General features: G+C 57.8%; 17 protein-coding genes. 7 read left to right on the top strand and 10 right to left on the bottom strand.

The genetic code is table 11. From position 1 onward, the window contains the following. Positions 1 to 22: 22 nt before the first annotated feature. Genes ROSERS_RS10845 through mnhG form a run of 4 tightly spaced genes read left to right on the top strand, consistent with a single transcriptional unit; the run spans position 23 to position 2,681 of the window. Positions 23 to 1,519: a Na+/H+ antiporter subunit D gene (locus tag ROSERS_RS10845; protein WP_011956826.1), complete on the top strand. Its 1,497-nt coding sequence runs from the start codon at positions 23 to 25 to the stop codon at positions 1,517 to 1,519. A gap of 12 nt (positions 1,520 to 1,531) precedes the next feature. Beyond that, positions 1,532 to 2,002, top strand: coding sequence for a Na+/H+ antiporter subunit E (locus ROSERS_RS10840; RefSeq protein WP_011956825.1), 471 nt, complete (start codon positions 1,532 to 1,534; stop codon positions 2,000 to 2,002). Beyond that, positions 2,002 to 2,265, top strand: coding sequence for a cation:proton antiporter (locus ROSERS_RS10835; protein WP_011956824.1), 264 nt, complete (start codon positions 2,002 to 2,004; stop codon positions 2,263 to 2,265). Before ROSERS_RS10840 ends, ROSERS_RS10835 begins: the two co-directional genes overlap by 1 nt. Beyond that, the gene (gene mnhG / locus ROSERS_RS10830) at positions 2,262 to 2,681 is read left to right on the top strand and encodes a monovalent cation/H(+) antiporter subunit G (RefSeq protein WP_011956823.1); all 420 of its coding nucleotides are present in this window, start codon (positions 2,262 to 2,264) and stop codon (positions 2,679 to 2,681) included. Before ROSERS_RS10835 ends, mnhG begins: the two co-directional genes overlap by 4 nt. A gap of 32 nt (positions 2,682 to 2,713) precedes the next feature. On the opposite strand, the gene ROSERS_RS10825 is transcribed toward mnhG, so the two are convergent. The 5 genes from ROSERS_RS10825 to ROSERS_RS10805 form a co-directional block, all read right to left on the bottom strand. Continuing rightward, a complete protein-coding gene (locus ROSERS_RS10825) occupies positions 2,714 to 3,094 on the bottom strand; it encodes a diguanylate cyclase (RefSeq protein WP_041333498.1) in 381 nt (126 codons plus the stop codon). A 285-nt stretch (positions 3,095 to 3,379) separates the two neighbouring features. After that, the gene (locus ROSERS_RS10820; protein ID WP_011956822.1) at positions 3,380 to 4,942 is read right to left on the bottom strand and encodes a class I adenylate-forming enzyme family protein; all 1,563 of its coding nucleotides are present in this window, start codon (positions 4,940 to 4,942) and stop codon (positions 3,380 to 3,382) included. A 182-nt stretch (positions 4,943 to 5,124) separates the two neighbouring features. Further along, the gene (locus tag ROSERS_RS10815) at positions 5,125 to 5,613 is read right to left on the bottom strand and encodes an acetone carboxylase subunit gamma (protein ID WP_011956821.1); all 489 of its coding nucleotides are present in this window, start codon (positions 5,611 to 5,613) and stop codon (positions 5,125 to 5,127) included. Between the two features lie 17 nt (positions 5,614 to 5,630). Then, positions 5,631 to 7,841 (bottom strand): hydantoinase B/oxoprolinase family protein, encoded by a 2,211-nt coding sequence (locus ROSERS_RS10810; RefSeq protein ID WP_011956820.1) that lies wholly within the window; start codon positions 7,839 to 7,841, stop codon positions 5,631 to 5,633. A 51-nt stretch (positions 7,842 to 7,892) separates the two neighbouring features. Continuing rightward, positions 7,893 to 10,040 carry a hydantoinase/oxoprolinase family protein gene (locus ROSERS_RS10805; protein WP_011956819.1) on the bottom strand — a complete coding sequence of 716 codons (2,148 nt, stop codon included), beginning with the start codon at positions 10,038 to 10,040 and terminating at the stop codon, positions 7,893 to 7,895. Between the two features lie 504 nt (positions 10,041 to 10,544). Here ROSERS_RS10805 and ROSERS_RS24140 point away from each other — a divergent pair. Then, entirely contained in the window at positions 10,545 to 11,303 is a 759-nt protein-coding gene (locus tag ROSERS_RS24140; protein ID WP_157041037.1) for an AraC family transcriptional regulator, read from the top strand. A gap of 53 nt (positions 11,304 to 11,356) precedes the next feature. On the opposite strand, the gene ROSERS_RS10790 is transcribed toward ROSERS_RS24140, so the two are convergent. Further along, the gene (locus ROSERS_RS10790; RefSeq protein WP_011956817.1) at positions 11,357 to 12,115 is read right to left on the bottom strand and encodes a sulfite exporter TauE/SafE family protein; all 759 of its coding nucleotides are present in this window, start codon (positions 12,113 to 12,115) and stop codon (positions 11,357 to 11,359) included. 236 nt (positions 12,116 to 12,351) lie between these two features. On the opposite strand from ROSERS_RS10790, the gene ROSERS_RS26010 reads away from it, so the two are divergent. Next, a complete protein-coding gene (locus ROSERS_RS26010) occupies positions 12,352 to 12,504 on the top strand; it encodes a hypothetical protein (protein ID WP_157041036.1) in 153 nt (50 codons plus the stop codon). Between the two features lie 14 nt (positions 12,505 to 12,518). Here ROSERS_RS26010 and ROSERS_RS10785 read toward each other — a convergent pair whose 3' ends face one another. The 4 genes from ROSERS_RS10785 to ROSERS_RS26005 all read right to left on the bottom strand — a co-directional run bounded on the left by ROSERS_RS10785 (position 12,519) and on the right by ROSERS_RS26005 (position 15,128). Beyond that, positions 12,519 to 13,829 carry a TrkH family potassium uptake protein gene (locus ROSERS_RS10785; RefSeq protein ID WP_232282818.1) on the bottom strand — a complete coding sequence of 437 codons (1,311 nt, stop codon included), beginning with the start codon at positions 13,827 to 13,829 and terminating at the stop codon, positions 12,519 to 12,521. A 47-nt stretch (positions 13,830 to 13,876) separates the two neighbouring features. Further along, on the bottom strand, positions 13,877 to 14,545 hold the full coding sequence (locus tag ROSERS_RS10780) for a potassium channel family protein (RefSeq protein ID WP_011956815.1): 669 nt from the start codon (positions 14,543 to 14,545) through the stop codon (positions 13,877 to 13,879). Positions 14,546 to 14,659: 114 nt separating this feature from the next. Further along, the gene (locus ROSERS_RS10775) at positions 14,660 to 14,890 is read right to left on the bottom strand and encodes an Lrp/AsnC ligand binding domain-containing protein (protein ID WP_011956814.1); all 231 of its coding nucleotides are present in this window, start codon (positions 14,888 to 14,890) and stop codon (positions 14,660 to 14,662) included. A 22-nt stretch (positions 14,891 to 14,912) separates the two neighbouring features. After that, a complete protein-coding gene (locus ROSERS_RS26005) occupies positions 14,913 to 15,128 on the bottom strand; it encodes a hypothetical protein (protein WP_157041035.1) in 216 nt (71 codons plus the stop codon). A 61-nt stretch (positions 15,129 to 15,189) separates the two neighbouring features. On the opposite strand from ROSERS_RS26005, the gene ROSERS_RS25550 reads away from it, so the two are divergent. Beyond that, on the top strand, positions 15,190 to 15,360 hold the full coding sequence (locus ROSERS_RS25550; RefSeq protein WP_011956813.1) for a hypothetical protein: 171 nt from the start codon (positions 15,190 to 15,192) through the stop codon (positions 15,358 to 15,360). Positions 15,361 to 15,524 lie beyond the last annotated feature (164 nt).

The raw sequence follows: 15,524 nt of genomic DNA, 5'->3' as shown, positions 1-15,524 counted from the left end.
ACATGTGCACACAGGCGCTCTTATGAATATACTGATCGTCTCGCCGGTTCTTATCCCGTTTATCACCGGCATTGTCATGCTCTTATTCTGGTCGCGGCGTGACATTCATCGCTTCCTGAATGTCGTCGGCGCTGCATTGCTGCTGGCGGCCAGTCTCGCACTGCTAGACAGCGTGGCTCGTCATGGCGTTCAGGCGACACAGCTGGGCAACTGGCCCGCGCCATTCGGCATTTCGTTTGTCGCCGATCTCTTCAGCGCCATCATGGTCGTGATCACCGGCTTGACGGCGCTTGCGGTCGCGGTCTATTCGCTGGGGAGCATGGACGAGGCGCGTGAGCGCTTTGGCTACTACCCATTGCTGCACATCATGTTTATGGGGATCTGTGGCGCCTTTCTCACCGGCGACATCTTCAACCTGTACGTCTGGTTCGAGGTGCTGCTGATGTCGTCGTTCGTGCTGATGGCATTGGGAGGCGAGCGAGCACAACTCGAAGGATCGATCAAGTATGTCACGCTGAACCTGCTCTCTTCAGCGCTGTTTCTAAGCGCAGTGGGCATTCTGTACGGCGCCGTCGGCACCCTGAATATGGCTGACCTGTCGCTCCAACTGTCACTGCTCAACCATCAGGGCATCGTGCTGACCCTGGCAATGCTCTTTCTGGTGGCATTCGGCATCAAAGCAGCGATTTTCCCGTTATTCGCCTGGCTGCCGGCGTCGTACCACACACCGCCGATCGCCGTTTCGGCGATCTTTGCCGGGTTGCTCACCAAAGTTGGCGTCTATGCGCTGATTCGTGTGTTCTCGCTGCTCTTCGTTCAGGATATCGCACTCACCCACGGGCTTATCCTGATCCTGGCGGGATTGACCATGGTGACCGGGGTGTTGGGGGCAGTGGCGCAGAATGAGTTCCGTCGCGTGCTCTCGTTCCATATTATCAGTCAGATCGGCTACATGATCATGGGGTTGGGTCTGTTCACCCCCCTGGCGCTGGCAGGCGCAGTCTTCTACATCATGCACCACATCATCGTGAAGATGAACCTGTTCCTGGTCAGCGGCATTGTGCATCGCCTGCGCGGTTCGTATGAACTGAAAGACCTTGGCGATGTGTACAAAACGCATCCCTGGCTGGCGATCCTGTTCCTGATCCCGGCGTTCTCGCTGGCTGGCTTCCCGCCGCTCTCCGGGTTCTGGGCGAAGTTGATACTGGTGCAGGCTGGATTGCAGGTCGAACAGTATATCATCGTTGCTGTATCGCTCCTGGTGAGCCTGCTGACGATTTTTTCGATGATGAAAATCTGGGCTGAAGCGTTCTGGAAAAAGGCGCCGATCCAGACCCAGCCCAATACACGCAATCTGGGATTCATGGTTGCGCCAGCAGTTGGGCTGGCGCTGGTGACGGTTACGATCGGTCTTGCAACCCAGCCATTCTATGAACTGGCGCTGGGCGCCGCCAATCAGTTAGCCGATCCCTCGGCGTATATCGCCGCAGTGCAGAGCGCATCGCTCGCGCTACGGTAGAAAGCGACTGGCATGTTCTTGCTGAACATTTTGCTGGCAATCGCCTGGAGCGCGCTGACGGGACAGTTCAGTCCAGGCGATCTGGCATTTGGCTTTGTGCTTGGTTACGCCATTCTCTGGTCACTCCGGCGACAATTGTGGGGCGAACGTTACTTTACCAAAGTACCGCAGGTGATCTATTTTGTTGCGTATGTGGCGTGGCAGATCATTCTGGCGAATCTCAATGTGGCCAGAACAGTGCTGTTCACCCCAAAAGAGCAGATCCGCCCCGGCATTGTCGCCATCCCGCTCGACATTCGCACCGATGCGGAGATCACGATGCTCGCCAATCTGATCACCCTGACGCCGGGCACGTTGAGCCTTGATGTCGCCGATGACCGGAGTTGCCTGTACGTTCACACCATCGACGTCGGCGACCCGGAGCAGTTCCGGCGTGAGATAAAAGATGGCTTCGAGCGATTGGTGTATGAGGTGTTTAACTGATGTTACAGACGATTGCGCTCTGGGTTGCGTTACCACTGTTGAGCATCGCGGTTGCGCTGCCGGTCATTCGCCTGGTACGCGGTCCGACCCTGCCGGATCGCGTGGTGGCGCTTGATGTGATGGGAACAGTTGCGATTGCGATGTTTGCCACCTACGCGCTGATCAATGCCCAGCCGGCATTTCTCGACGCAGCGCTGGTCGTGGGGTTGATCGGCTTTATCGGAACGATAGCCTTTGCGTATTATGCGGAGCGACGCCTGTGATTGCCATCATTCAAGAGATCATCAGCATTATCCTGATGCTCATTGGAGTGCTGCTTCTTATGGTCGCAGGCATCGGCGTTGTGCGAATGCCGGATATTTTCCTGCGCATGTCGGCAGCGTCGAAGGCGTCATCGCTGGGTGCCGGATGCGTCCTGCTGTCGGTGGCGGTGTCGGCGGCCGATATTGCAGTGACGGTGCGCGCGCTTGCCGGTCTCCTGTTCCTGCTGCTGACCGCGCCGGTCGCCGCGCACATGATCGGGCGTGCCGCCTATATGATCGGCGCGCCGCTGTGGAAAGGCACAATGGTCGATGAGCTTAGAGGGCACTACGACACGCGACGGCATACGCTGAGCGGCATTGGCGCTCAGCCATCGCAGCCACGCCGTGGCACCGGTCCGCTTGGGGATAAATCGTGAGGAGCAGCGCGATCCCGGTGCGACGCGCACTGCTAACCTGACCGCTCGATCATCACCCGATTGCGACCACGGCGCTTTGCGGCAGACATCAGGTCGTCGGCGGCACGGATCACCTGCTGATAATTCTTGTAACTATCGGCAAAAGTCTGGAGCGCGACATCGCCGATCTGACGCGAATACTTATCGTTGATCTCTTTCAGATGATCGATGTCGAGCATCGCAACCGCCAGCGTGCTATGCGAGTCATGATCGGCAAAAAGACAGGCAAGTTGCCCTTCGAGATACCGTCCCTTGAATAGACCGGTCAGACCATCGCGGATGCCGAGTTCACGGATCTGCTCGTGGAAATGCGCAACTTCGAAGATGCGCTGTTGCAACGCTTCTTCGGCACGGCGCCGGTCGGTAATGTCCATGAGCAAGCCATCCCAGAGAATGTCGCCATTGGGTTGTAATTCGGGACGCGAAGCGCCCTGGATCCACTTTTCTTCGCCGGTCGGAAGAATAAAGCGCCCCTCCCACCGCCAGGGGCGAAGGGGAAATAGGAACTACCGTCGGGCCGCCGCACAAACTGGTAGACTATTCCCGGTACGTTGGCAGCCAGTCGGCGGTATTGCGCCTCCATACGATCACTCGCATTGAGTGCAGCCAGCTGACGCTCTAACTCAGCAACGCGCTGACGCAGGCGCTCAACCTCTCGCTCAAGATCGGTCTGTGTCATCATAACCGGATTGTTGGCGGTATTGCTCGACCAACTGGTTTTTCTGGATCTTGCCCGTCGCCGTTTTGGGAAAGGCGTCAATGAACTCGATCACACGCGGACATTTGAAGTCTGCCAGGTTTGCCCGACAGTAGTCGGCAATCTCCTCAGTGCTTACTGCTTTGTCAGGACGGGGAACAATAAATGCCGCCACCTGTTCTCCCCAGATCGGATCGGGCAGACCAACCACAGCAGCCTCGACCACTGCCGGATGGCGATAAAGCACTTCTTCGATCTCTTTGGGATAGATGTTCTCACCGCCACGGATGATCATCTCTTTTTTGCGTCCAACGATGTAGAAATAGCCCTCAGCATCGCAGAACCCCAGATCTCCGGTATAGAGCCATCCATCACGGATGGCGGCGGCGGTCGCTTCAGGATTTTTGTAGTAACCCTGCATAACGTTTGGTCCACGAATGACGATCTCACCGACTGTCCCTGCTGGTGCCGATACGCCGTGCTCGTCCACGATGCGCACCTCTTGACCCGGCAACGCCACTCCAATCGAACCGATCTTGCGTGGACGACCGTCGAGAGGATTGAGCGTACTCACGCACGTCCCCTCACTCAACCCATACCCCTCCAGGATGAACGCGCGATAGGTCTGCTCAAAACGCTCGAACACTTCTACCGGCATCGGCGCAGCTCCACAAATGCACACCCGTAGATTGCTCAAGTCGTACTGCGATGCGTCGGGCAGATTGTTCAGAATAGCATAAATCGTCGGCACAGCACTAAAACTGGTAGCGCGGTAACGTGCCAGAGCTGGCAGGAACTCGCGTGGCGAAAAGCCTTCCAGCAGAATCAGGGCGCCACCCTGGTGCAACGCCGAGAGGACGCTGGCAACCTGTGCGTTGACATGGAAGAGCGGCAGCATGCAGAGTAACCGATCCGCTGCACTGATCTGGCACGCCGTGGCATACGACCAGACGTCGAACAAATAATTGCCGTGGGAGAGCAGAACTCCCTTTGGGCGTCCTGTCGTACCGGATGTATAAATGATGCTGGCAATATCGTCCGGGCTGACGGATGCAACTATTGGACGGTCATCCGAGGCGCTGAGACTGCTGAAGGGATGGAGCGGCACACTGACGGGCATATCCGGGATAGCGCCGACGATCACAACGTGGCGCAACAATGGACAATCACCAAGCGTGGGGGCGATCATTGACAGCAGATCGCTTGCAATAACGAGCGCCACGCTGTCGGAGTTCTGAAGGATGTACTGTACTTCTCCCGCCTTCAGACGTGGATTGATCGGTACCGCAACCGCGCCGAGCGCCGCACAGGCAAAGAAGACGCTGAGGAACTCGGGACAGTTGCCAAGCAACAGGGCAACTTTGTCGCCACGATCCACGCCAAGTGCACGCAAGCCGTGAGCTACCCGGCGCACCTGACGGGCAAACGCAGCGTAGCTCACCTCTTCATCACGCCAGTAGAGATACACGCGCGAGCCGCAGGCAGCAGCCTGTCGCTCCAGGAGCGTATAGAGTGAAGTATCCATAATCGATTCTTCCGTCGAGTAGACTGCCTGATACTGGCTACGACACGGAAACGACTCGTACCGGAAGAGCAAGCCCGTGGATAGATGCAGGACGATCCGGGTCTATCCACGGGAAGGCGCTCCATATTGTGAATCCCGGCAATCGAGCGCCAGCGCTTCATTGCATCGTACACGCCCGGATTCTACAGACTGCGCCCCAACCACTCCCGATAGAATGTCTCCAGATCGGGCTGGAAGCTATGTACCACCGGATAGCCGGGAGGCACTGCTTCGACTTCGAGTAGAGTGCCATCAAGCGGGTCAATATACTCGCGCAACTCCATCCAGCCCGGTGTGCAGTGCATCATCGCCGGGTAGAGTTCCTGAAGACTTGCATCAGTATCACGCACACGGATGCGCGCCTTGAGTTTCCAGTTCTGGCGGTAGTCACCAAACTCATAGCCGCTGCGACTCTTGGTGACGATGCTTCCATCAGCCTTACGTACAATGAACAGGTGCGGACCGAGAGGCAGCAGGATCTGATCGTCCCACGGCACCCGTTCCTGCAACACGGCGATGTACTTATCGAAGCGATCAGGGTCCTTGAAATTGCTCATCATCGCCTTGAGTTGCGACCATTCTAACCTGCCATCGACCAGATCGGCAATCGTCGATTTATCATAGTGCGTCATAAAACGCCTCCATATGGTTACAGCGACCAGTCAGCATCCAGACCCCAGAAAGAGCGGAAATGCGCAGCCCAGGTCGGGCTGAGACTCATACTCTCCTGGTACATCTGGCGCACGGGTTCGATGAAGTCCTTCTGAACGACTCTGGCTCGTTGTTGAGCGATCCACTCCTCCACTGGCATACTTTGCTCGATCCGCTCACGTCGCATCGCTGCACGTCGTTCGGCAGTGGCTTCGGCATCCAGTTCCCACTCACCTGCAGCATTCTGGAACGCCACCACGCCATAGGTGCTGGTAGCGAAACGGGGCAGCAGGTATCCCTCATTCAGGTCACGCACGACCGCCATCGGATCCCGCTCCAGCACATCTCCAAGACCATTGCCGCCACGCAACACACTCAGATAGAGGTCATACTCGGCGTGTGGATCGGGCAGATGAATGGTGCGCTTGTCGCGCTCCAGCACCCCCTCGACATGAGCCACCATCTGGCTATTCTCAGGGTCCTCATCGCTGACCGGGTAGGGGAGTTGATGAGCGATGCGACGAGCCATATCGGTGCGCTTGATGCTCTGACGATAGCCTGCAAAAGCCGGGTAGCCGCCAAAGAGACCCGTTCCAAGGAAGACATTGCCCTCACCAAGGTTGTAGAGTACCTGGTTGGGCGTGTTATACACCATACGGATCGACTCGAAACCGCTACCGCCGCGGAATTTGCCCGGACCGGCGGAATTAGGACGGATCCGTCGCCCCAGGTAGAGCAGCGGTTCGAGAATCTCCCAGGCTTCGACATCGCCCATGTCGCCTTCGGGATTCCACATCGCCGCGCAGGTATCCTCCCCATCCATAACATAGCGCGCCGAGGTGCCGCACGAACTCATCTCGAAGTTAGTCCAACCGCCTTGCTGTCCGTAGTGGTTAGGACCGCCGCCCTGGGTCATGTTCCACGTGCCGGGATGCCCGGCGATCACCTCTTCGAGGTAACCCCGACCCACATAAGCCATGCTCAGCGCCCGAAAGATCCCCGAATATCCAGGGATGAGATACACCCAGGCAATGCTCACCGAACAGAACTTATTGTCGGGGTTTGCCCACGAACCGTAGGGGAGATTGTTCTGAATAGCGAAGTAGGCGCCATCGTTGACCTTGTCATTCGGAACCAGCGTCTGGGTCAGCAGAACCCACAACCCGCCCTGCATGGCGCTCGGCGGAGCATTGAACGAGTGGTAGCCCCACTTGCTTGCTCCTTCAAAACTCACCTTGAATTCGCCTTTAGGACCGATCTCAACCTCCAGCGGAGCGTGCATCAGCGTATCTCTGGCAGCCTCTGGCGGCAACCGACCTGCCTCGCCGCCAAAGGTCACATCCATAAAGCTTGGCACACTGTATTTACCTGGAACGGTCAACTCCCTGACACGCTGGATGAAAGAACGGCGTCCATCCTCGATAACCTCACGGATAAAGCGCTTGTAGGTCTCGATCCCCTCTTCACGAATCACGCGATGGACCGCCTCTTTGATCATCTGGCAACCCGCAATACGGGTCTGTTGATCAAGCATCCAATAGAAGGGCAGTCTTACTGCCGTCTGGCAGCGCAACTCGTAATCGCGGTGCAGGCGGTTCTTCGAGCCAACCTTCTGCGCCGAGAGCATAAAGCCATCCTCGTAGCGATGGATCGGACCCATCGGCATGCCGGAGGGTAATGGCGCTCCCACGTCAATGACGTGGGTCACCCCGGCAGCCCAACCGATCAGTTCACCTTCCCAGAAGATCGGCAGGATGTCCTGCACATCAGCATTATGGACATCCCCGACGAAAGCATCGTTGTTACAGAAGATATCACCATCTTCGATGCCCGGATTTTCTTCGTAGTTGTTGCGAATCATCCACTTGATGGCATCAGACATAGTATGCACGTGAACCATGATGCCGGTCGAGAGTGTAATACTGTCACCTTCGGGTGTGTAGAGCGCAAAGCACAACTCACCGATCTCACGGACAATCGGTGATGCCGAGATGTTCAACGCTGTCTCGCGTGCATTCACCATACCCCCACGTAGGCGCGAGAAGAGTTTTTCATAGCGAATCGGATCCTCTTCCTTGAGCGTCAGGCGCTCGATGCCATAGTAACGACCGGTCTCTGCGAAAAGGCGCTCACTCTCCTCCAGCATCGCACGGAGTGGACGCCCCCCCCAACCAATTCCGGCACGGGCGATCTCAGTTGTAGCAGTCATGAGTCGTGTCTCCCTCGACAACATTGCAAGAACCTGCGCGTATCCTGCACGTCACACCTTCCGCATATGGAATATATCGTTCCGATCGAGCCATACCCATCGATCAGGCGGAACCACCAGAGTACAGGCGGGCGCTTCGATAATCGCCGGACCGACGATCCGGTTGCCGGCGTGCAGCCGGTCCATAGCAAAGATCGGCGTTGAAATCCAGGATCCTTTCCAGTAGACATCACGCATGCCAACCTGAGCTTCCGGATCGGGATCAGGCCCGGTCTCGACGCGATGCGGCAGAGCAGGCTTCTCCACATCCACCGAGCCGGTCATGATCGCCCGCGTCGCCAGGTAGCCAAATTGGGGTGTGCGCGCAGCGTTGTAGTAGATCTTGGCGTAGAGATCTTCGAATGCACGCACCAGTTGCAAAATGTCGCCCGGTTCCTCGATCCGCTGAACCGGCGAGCGAAACTCCAGATCGTTGAGTTGCCCGTAGTACTGCATGCGAATCGCTGGCTTAAAGCGGATCTGCTCGCGCGGAATACCGCTCTTGGCAAACTCGGCAGCCACCTGATCCGCCAGAGCGTCCCACGCAGCATTGATTGCATTGCCTAGTTGCATTCGGGTTGCATCGTCGATGCCAGGGAAGATCGGCAGGTCAATTGAGCGATCGTAGCGATACTCAAAGTCGCCACAGGCGCACCCAAAGGCGGAAAAGCCGGGCGCCCAGGAAGGGATGAGCACATCTTCAAAGTTGAGACCCGCAGAGTATCCGCCTACGTGCAGCGGTCCTCCCCCGCCATAGGAGAGCAGCGTGTAATTTTCGGGTCCATACCCTTTCCCAATAATGCGTCCCAGCAGGTTATTCTTCAGGCTATCCTCGAACAATTCCACCACGCCGGACGCTGCGGCGTACACATCAAGACCAAGAGGTTCGGCAATCTGTTGGCGCACTGCTGCGATTGCACGCTGGCGGTCAAGCTTGATTTCGCCGCCAAGGAAGTTGTCCGGGTTGAGGTAGCCTAGCACCACATTGCAATCCGTAATCGTCACCGTATCCACGCCGCCTTCGGGATAGCACATCCCTACTCGCGCCCCGGCGCTGTCAGGACCGATCTCGATCCGCCGGTTGCCCGGATTGACCCGCACAAATGAGCCGGTGCCTGCGCCAACTGAGTCAATCTGCACGAGAGGAATGTTCAACAGAAAGCGCGCAACGTCTGGCACATTCTTGATCTGGAATTCGCCATCGGTAATCAGCGCAATATCGAACGATGTGCCGCCGATATCGGTGCAGGCGACGTTATGCACACCGATCCGCTCCGCCAGGTACTTCGCACCGATCACTCCGCCAATTGGTCCAGAGATGAGTGTGCGCGCCAGTTCGCGCGCATCGATTGATATCGTGCCGCCGTGGCTGGCCATCACCCGCAGATCAAACCGGGCGCCGTGATCGCGCGTGACCTGACGCACCCGCTGCAACTGCTCACGTGAAGGCTCGGCTGCGTAGGCTTCGAGGAGCGTTGCGTTCAGTCGCGGAAAATCGGCCCGCAGGGGGTACAGTTCTGATGACAGATAGATCGGGACTTGCCGTCCTTCTGCAGCCATCACCTCCTCAGCGATCTCACGCACGCGCTGCTCGTGGGCAGGATTTTTGAAGGAGTAGATGAAATTAACCACGATCGAATCCACCCCCATTGCCAGCAACTGCTCCGCCGCCGCGCGCGCTTCGTGTTCGTACAGCGGAATGGCAACCTTGCCGAACACATCAACCCGCTCACGCACGCCAAAGATTCGCTTGCGTGGCACAAGCGGCGGGTTGTGATGGTGGGTCACAATGTGCAGGCGATCTGAGTAGGAGTAGCCAAGATAGGTTTGAATAGCCCGTTCCATGCGCAGGTAGTCTTCCATGCCAGCGGTGACGATCAGACCGACGGTGCGACCTTTGCGTTCGAGCAGGCGATTGAGCATCGCGGTACCTGAATAGATCCCGCTGACCATAGCACTGAAGGCTTCTTCAACCCCCATCCCCCAGTAGTGCAGCGCATCACGCGCCGAGTTGAGGAAGCCAATCGACTCATCATACGGGGTGGTTTGGGCCTTGCCAACGACAAACTCGCCACGTTCATTAATGATGAAGGTGTCGGTCATTGTGCCCCCGGCATCAATCGCCAGGATGCGCGGACGGTTCCCCATGCCGTTGCTCATGCTGTGCGCTCCTTTGCTCACCGCGCGGGATATGCCACTCAGGAAGGCGGAGATATATGGTATTATGGTGGAAATCCCTCCACCATGGATGACTGAGAGCGAACTGTTTCTTGCCTGTTTGCGAACACTCCGCCAGCGCAAACAGATGGTCAGCATTAGGGATACGACGTGGAGCGACACAACGTTGTGGAGCCTGCCCTGTGGCGCTACGGGGCTGTTGAACTGACAAGGCAGGAGAAAGCGGTGCAGTTCGCGCCCACGCTGGCATCCGAACAGCACCTGACACTCGTGCTGGCTGATGGCGGCACAGTAGATATTACTATCGCAGGACAGGACGCAACCACACTCGCCAGAATCCCAGATCCTGCGCACAGCGGGAATGAACAACCTCAGTTATCCATCCACAACAAACCGATAGGAGAGAGGCCAATCGCATCATCTTCGCTGCACGTCAGGTGCGGTGATGCGGATCACGTCGGTGAGACGCCAGCCAGATTGCCTCAGATGCCCCTGGTTGAACCGCTCCGCCAGTCGCCCAACCGGTTTGAGGCAGGGGACCCAACCGATGCTTTGCCACCACAGAGCAATACATTGATCCCCGGCACAGCACGGCTATGGCGAGAAAGCGCTACATTCGTCGTTACGCCACGTGCTCCTGGTCGCGCACTCATCGTTCGACTTCCGGCAGAGGCGCTCATAGCACGGCTTGGCAGCATCGCAAATCTCGACCGACGACCCCTGTCCTTCGCTCAGGGGAGCGGAGCAATTTGCTTTACTCTGCTGGTTGTCCTCATCGCCCAGGCGCCGTTGTTGAGCCAAGAACAACGCCAGATCCTGGGCGATTGCGCCTTTGACGCGATTGTTGTATGGCTTCGCAGCGAGCAGACGGTTCGTGTCGGCCTGTCCGCTCATCGCCGTGAATTACTCAACGCGATCTATGCCTATATCGAACGCTATCTCGACGACGATCAACTCTGTCCGCGCACCATCGCCAGCAGTTTCGGCATTTCAGTCCGCTACCTGCACTCCCTCTTCACTGCTACTGGCACAACCGTCGCTCAGTGGATCATGATCCGCCGCCTGGAAGCGATCCGCAGCGAGTTGCTGCTACGTGGCGGTGATCGGGGTTGTCTTCGTGACGTTGCTACACGATGGGGATTTCACGATCTCAGCCACTTCAGCCGGGTGTTCCGGCAACATTTTGGGACGCCGCCATTGACCTACATCCGCCAGCGCACAGGCAGCCAACGCACAGAACCATGATCGATCTGCGGCAATCCCTGGCTCACCGTTGCAGAAGGTGCATCCTGCGCCTGCTATTGCACAAGCGTCGCCAGTTTATACGCCGTCACCACCACAATCAGCACGGCAAACACCTGCTTGAGCCGCGGACCTGAGACGAATCGGCTGGTGAGCCGGGCGCCGATGAATGCTCCAGTTGCACCCACAACGACCAGGATGGCAGCCAGGCGCATGTCGATCACCATGGTCGAAAGGTGCGGTACAAGCGCCGAGAACGACGGCGGTGTGACGGCGACTGCATTGATCCCCGCAGCTCGCTTGGGTGCAAAACCTGCGATGATCAGCGTCGGCATCAACAGGAATCCTGGACCAACCCCCAGCAAACCTGCCAGGATCGAGATCGGGATGGCGAGGAGAAGCGCAAGCGAAAAGCGACGCGGCGTTACGGTATCACTGTCGGCAGGGCGATTTCCTTTCTCTGGTTGAAACATGCGCCAGGCAAGATAGAGCACCGCCAGCAGGTACAGTCCCCACAGCCACGACTGTGCGGTAAACTGCGCCATCCAGGATCCCAGCGGCGCAAACAGCGTTGTGACCAGCGCCAGCAATAGCGCTTCCCGCCATGCCACCAGACGACTGCGTGCGAAACCAAATGCAGAGAATAAAGCAGTGACCCCATTCAAAAACAGGCTCAACGGCTGCACTTCGTGAACCAGGTCGTTCATAAATAAGCCGAGAAATGGCACCGCAGCAAAAGCGACGCCCAATCCCAGCATGCCTGAAACAACCGACAGAACAAACAGTCCAGCGGCAATGAATACCGACCGTTCCATCACTGTCACTCCTGCATCGGACGAACATACCGATGCACGCTTCCGGGCTTACGATCTGGCATGGTACCGCACAGAGCATTTGGTGGCGTTACGCTTCGGTGACCCTTAAGAGCCATGTGCGTAACAATGCACAACGGGTATTTTTTCCCGTATCGAGCGGGATGCCGTTCTCTTTCGCTGCCGCAGGATGATTGCTATGCTATATAAAACGAAAAAAGAAAACAGGAGGGGAACGTATGCTTCAATCAACGGAGAATACGCGCATTGCCGCTCAACCATCGCTCCAGTCGCTGCCGCTGAGTGTTGCACAGGCCATTGCGGTAGCAATCACCTCGCTGCTGTTGATCGGACTGACCCTGCTGCTCAACGCCTTCGTCTTCTCTACGTAGCAGTGGATCAACCTTCATCCGATCAACACCTGTTCTTCGGGGTACGCCACCAGTTGCGGACGCTGGTTTGCCAGCGCCACCACGAGCGTCAACGCACCCAGGCGTCCCCAGAACATCATCACACAAATCACCAGTTGACCGAACAGGTTTAACTCGCTGGTCAATGTCAACGACAGACCACAGGTAGCGAACGCCGACACGACCTCGAACAGGGCATCATCGAGCGTTGCTTCGTGCGTCGCCAGGATCAACCAGGTCGCCGTCAGCACCACCAGCAGCGAAACGGTCAGAATAGCGGCGGCTTTGCGCACCGTTTGCGGCGCCAGGGTGCGCCCGCCGATCTGCGGTGACGCCAGACCGCGCGCATAGGCGCCAACCGCCAGCATGAGAACGGCGAAGGTGCCGGTGGTGATGCCGCCGCCCATCGATGCTGGCGCACAACCGATAAACATCAGGACAATGGTCAGCAATCGACCGGCAGGCGACAGTTCATCGAGTGGTTGGAGTGCACTGAAGCCAGCAGTTCGGGTTGAAATCGACTGAAACAGTGCGAGTGCAATCTGACGGTCGAGCGGCTCGCGTTCCAGAAGATGACCGGATTGCTGTTCTGTCAGGAACAATCCTCCTGCACCAATTGAAACCAGAATAATGACGACTGTCAACGTAATGCGTGTGTGGAGCGAAAATCGTATACGCCAGAAGGTGAGCAATTCCGCCAGCACCGGGATGCCCAACCCACCGAGGAAAATCAGTGATCCCAGGATTGCCAGCGTGATGCTATCATTCGGAATACCGTAAGGGTAGTCTGGCAAACCGGTGAACAGGTCGAAACCGGCATTGCAAAATGCCGAAACAGCGTGAAAGATAGCATACAGCAGGGCGCGCTCCGGTCCCAGCATATCGCGCCAGTGGATCCAGAGCAGGGCTGCGCCAATCGCTTCGAGCAGCAGCACTGTCAGCAAGACGCGCCGCACCAGTTGCACAATCGCGCCCGGAACCAGCAATCCCATCGAGTCGGTCAGCGCCAGGCGATCGGTCAGCGTAATGCGTCGTCCCAGCACCTGAAAGACGATCACTGCCACGACCATAAAGCCGACGCCGCCGATCTGGATCAGCAGCAGCAGCACAATCTGACCGGCAAGACTGAGATCATGGACGGGAGTAATGATCGAAAGACCGGTGACGCTCAGTGCCGAGACCGCAGTAAACAGGGCTTCGTTCCAGGTAAGTGGGCGTTCTGTGCCCATCCACGGCAGCATGAGGATCGACGTGCCGGCAGCTACCAGCACTGCCAGACCAATGACCAGCCGCAGGGCAGCGGGCATAGGACGCGGTCGGGCGGGTGAGCGCACCGATGGACGTGGCGCAAGCCTCATTTCAGTTCAGCGATGCGTGTGATGCTGCTGTTCTCACCAATGACCGCCAGCAGATCGCCCGACGCAAAGGTAAAATCCGGCGCGGGGAAGACGGTCAGATGTTCGCCGCGCTTGACTGCCAGCACCGTCACCCCGTAGCGGCGGCGTAAATCGCATTCGCGCAACGTATGCCCGACGAACGACGACGGAACGCGCAACTCGGTAATGCTATGCTCGACACCCAGCGCAATTTGATCAACCATGCCAGGAGCGGCGAGTTCCTGCGCCAGACGACAACCCGCCTCGTGTTCCGGCAGGATGACACGATCGGCGCCAACCCGCAACAGAATCGTCCGCTGGCGATCTGTCGTCGCCTTGCAGATAACGTGTGGCACGCCGAGCGACTTGACCGCGACCGTCGTCAGCAGGTTCGCCTCGAAATTCGATCCGATAGCGACGACGACCGTATCGAACGAAGGGATATCGACCGCACGCAGCGCCTGCTCATCAGTCGAATCGAGCGCAACAGTTTGCGTCAACCGGTCGGCGAGCGCCTGCACGATGGAGCGGTCGCGATCAATGCCCAGCACGCTAAACCCGCGTTCTGCCAGCGTAAGCGCCAGGCTGCTGCCAAACCGTCCAAGACCAATGACGGCAAACTCTGGTTTTCCGTTGAGCCGGGGCACAGTACCACCCTATCGAACCGCACATCGAACAGGTGCAGACATCCATTTCCCCTGAACGGGAAGACCGCCTCTCCCGGCGCCCTCCGGCAAACTGAACCGTATGCGACCTGTGCGTTAGATCGCCAGGCACGTCACGGTGCGCTTGATCCCTGGAATGCCATGCAGTTCATTCATCACCAGGCGCCCGATATCGCGCTGGTCTGGCACTTCGATCGTCACGATCACATCGTATGGACCGGTGACCGGATCGGCGAGCGTGATGCCCTTAATCGAGCGCAGGGTAGCAAGCACCGAACCGACCTGACCGGCTTCGACTTCGATCAGCACATAGGCTCTGGCAAGCATGACGCACCTCCACTTTCACCATCTATGGGGGCGATAACCCGTCCTCGTGGAGAAGATGCGCCGGTTGGGATCGGGAGATCGGGAATAGCGGCGCTGGCGCCTGTTCTGTGCATCGTCGACTCTCCAGTGAGTCGGGATCGAGTACATGTCCATTATAGCACAGCAGCACGCCATCAACACACAATGACGCGCCGCGTCCGAAAGAGAGTTGACGCAATGGCGCGCTGTGCGGTATCATACCGTTGCACCTGTTTTCAGACGTGCAGGGGAAAGATTGGACTGCGAGAGGAGTTCCGACCATGCGCAACGTTGTGGGCGCACTAGCATTTCTTATCGGTCTGGGCATCGGCATGATTGGCGGTGCAGCGTTGCTGGCATACGCCTATCAGGCTGCCGGTCTCTACCCGCCCGACGATGCCACAATTAAGTTCATCGCGCGTGAGCGCGGCTGGCTGCGCGACGACGTCTGACGTCGCGGATTTTCATCAGGGATGCGTCAGCGCTGCCAGGCGACCGCACCTGGCAGCAGCGCAGGATGGATGTTCGTTTGACGGCGCTGAGGTGGATGAAGGGATGTGTCGTTTGTGTGATCTGGCGCGCTGGCTGGCAGCGTAGCGTGATGGATGTTCGCTCG

It is taken from the genome of Roseiflexus sp. RS-1, assembly GCF_000016665.1.
In the GTDB taxonomy this organism is placed as follows: domain Bacteria; phylum Chloroflexota; class Chloroflexia; order Chloroflexales; family Roseiflexaceae; genus Roseiflexus.
Note: the sequence above shows the minus strand (reverse complement) of the source record. Positions and strands in the feature narration are given on the sequence as shown.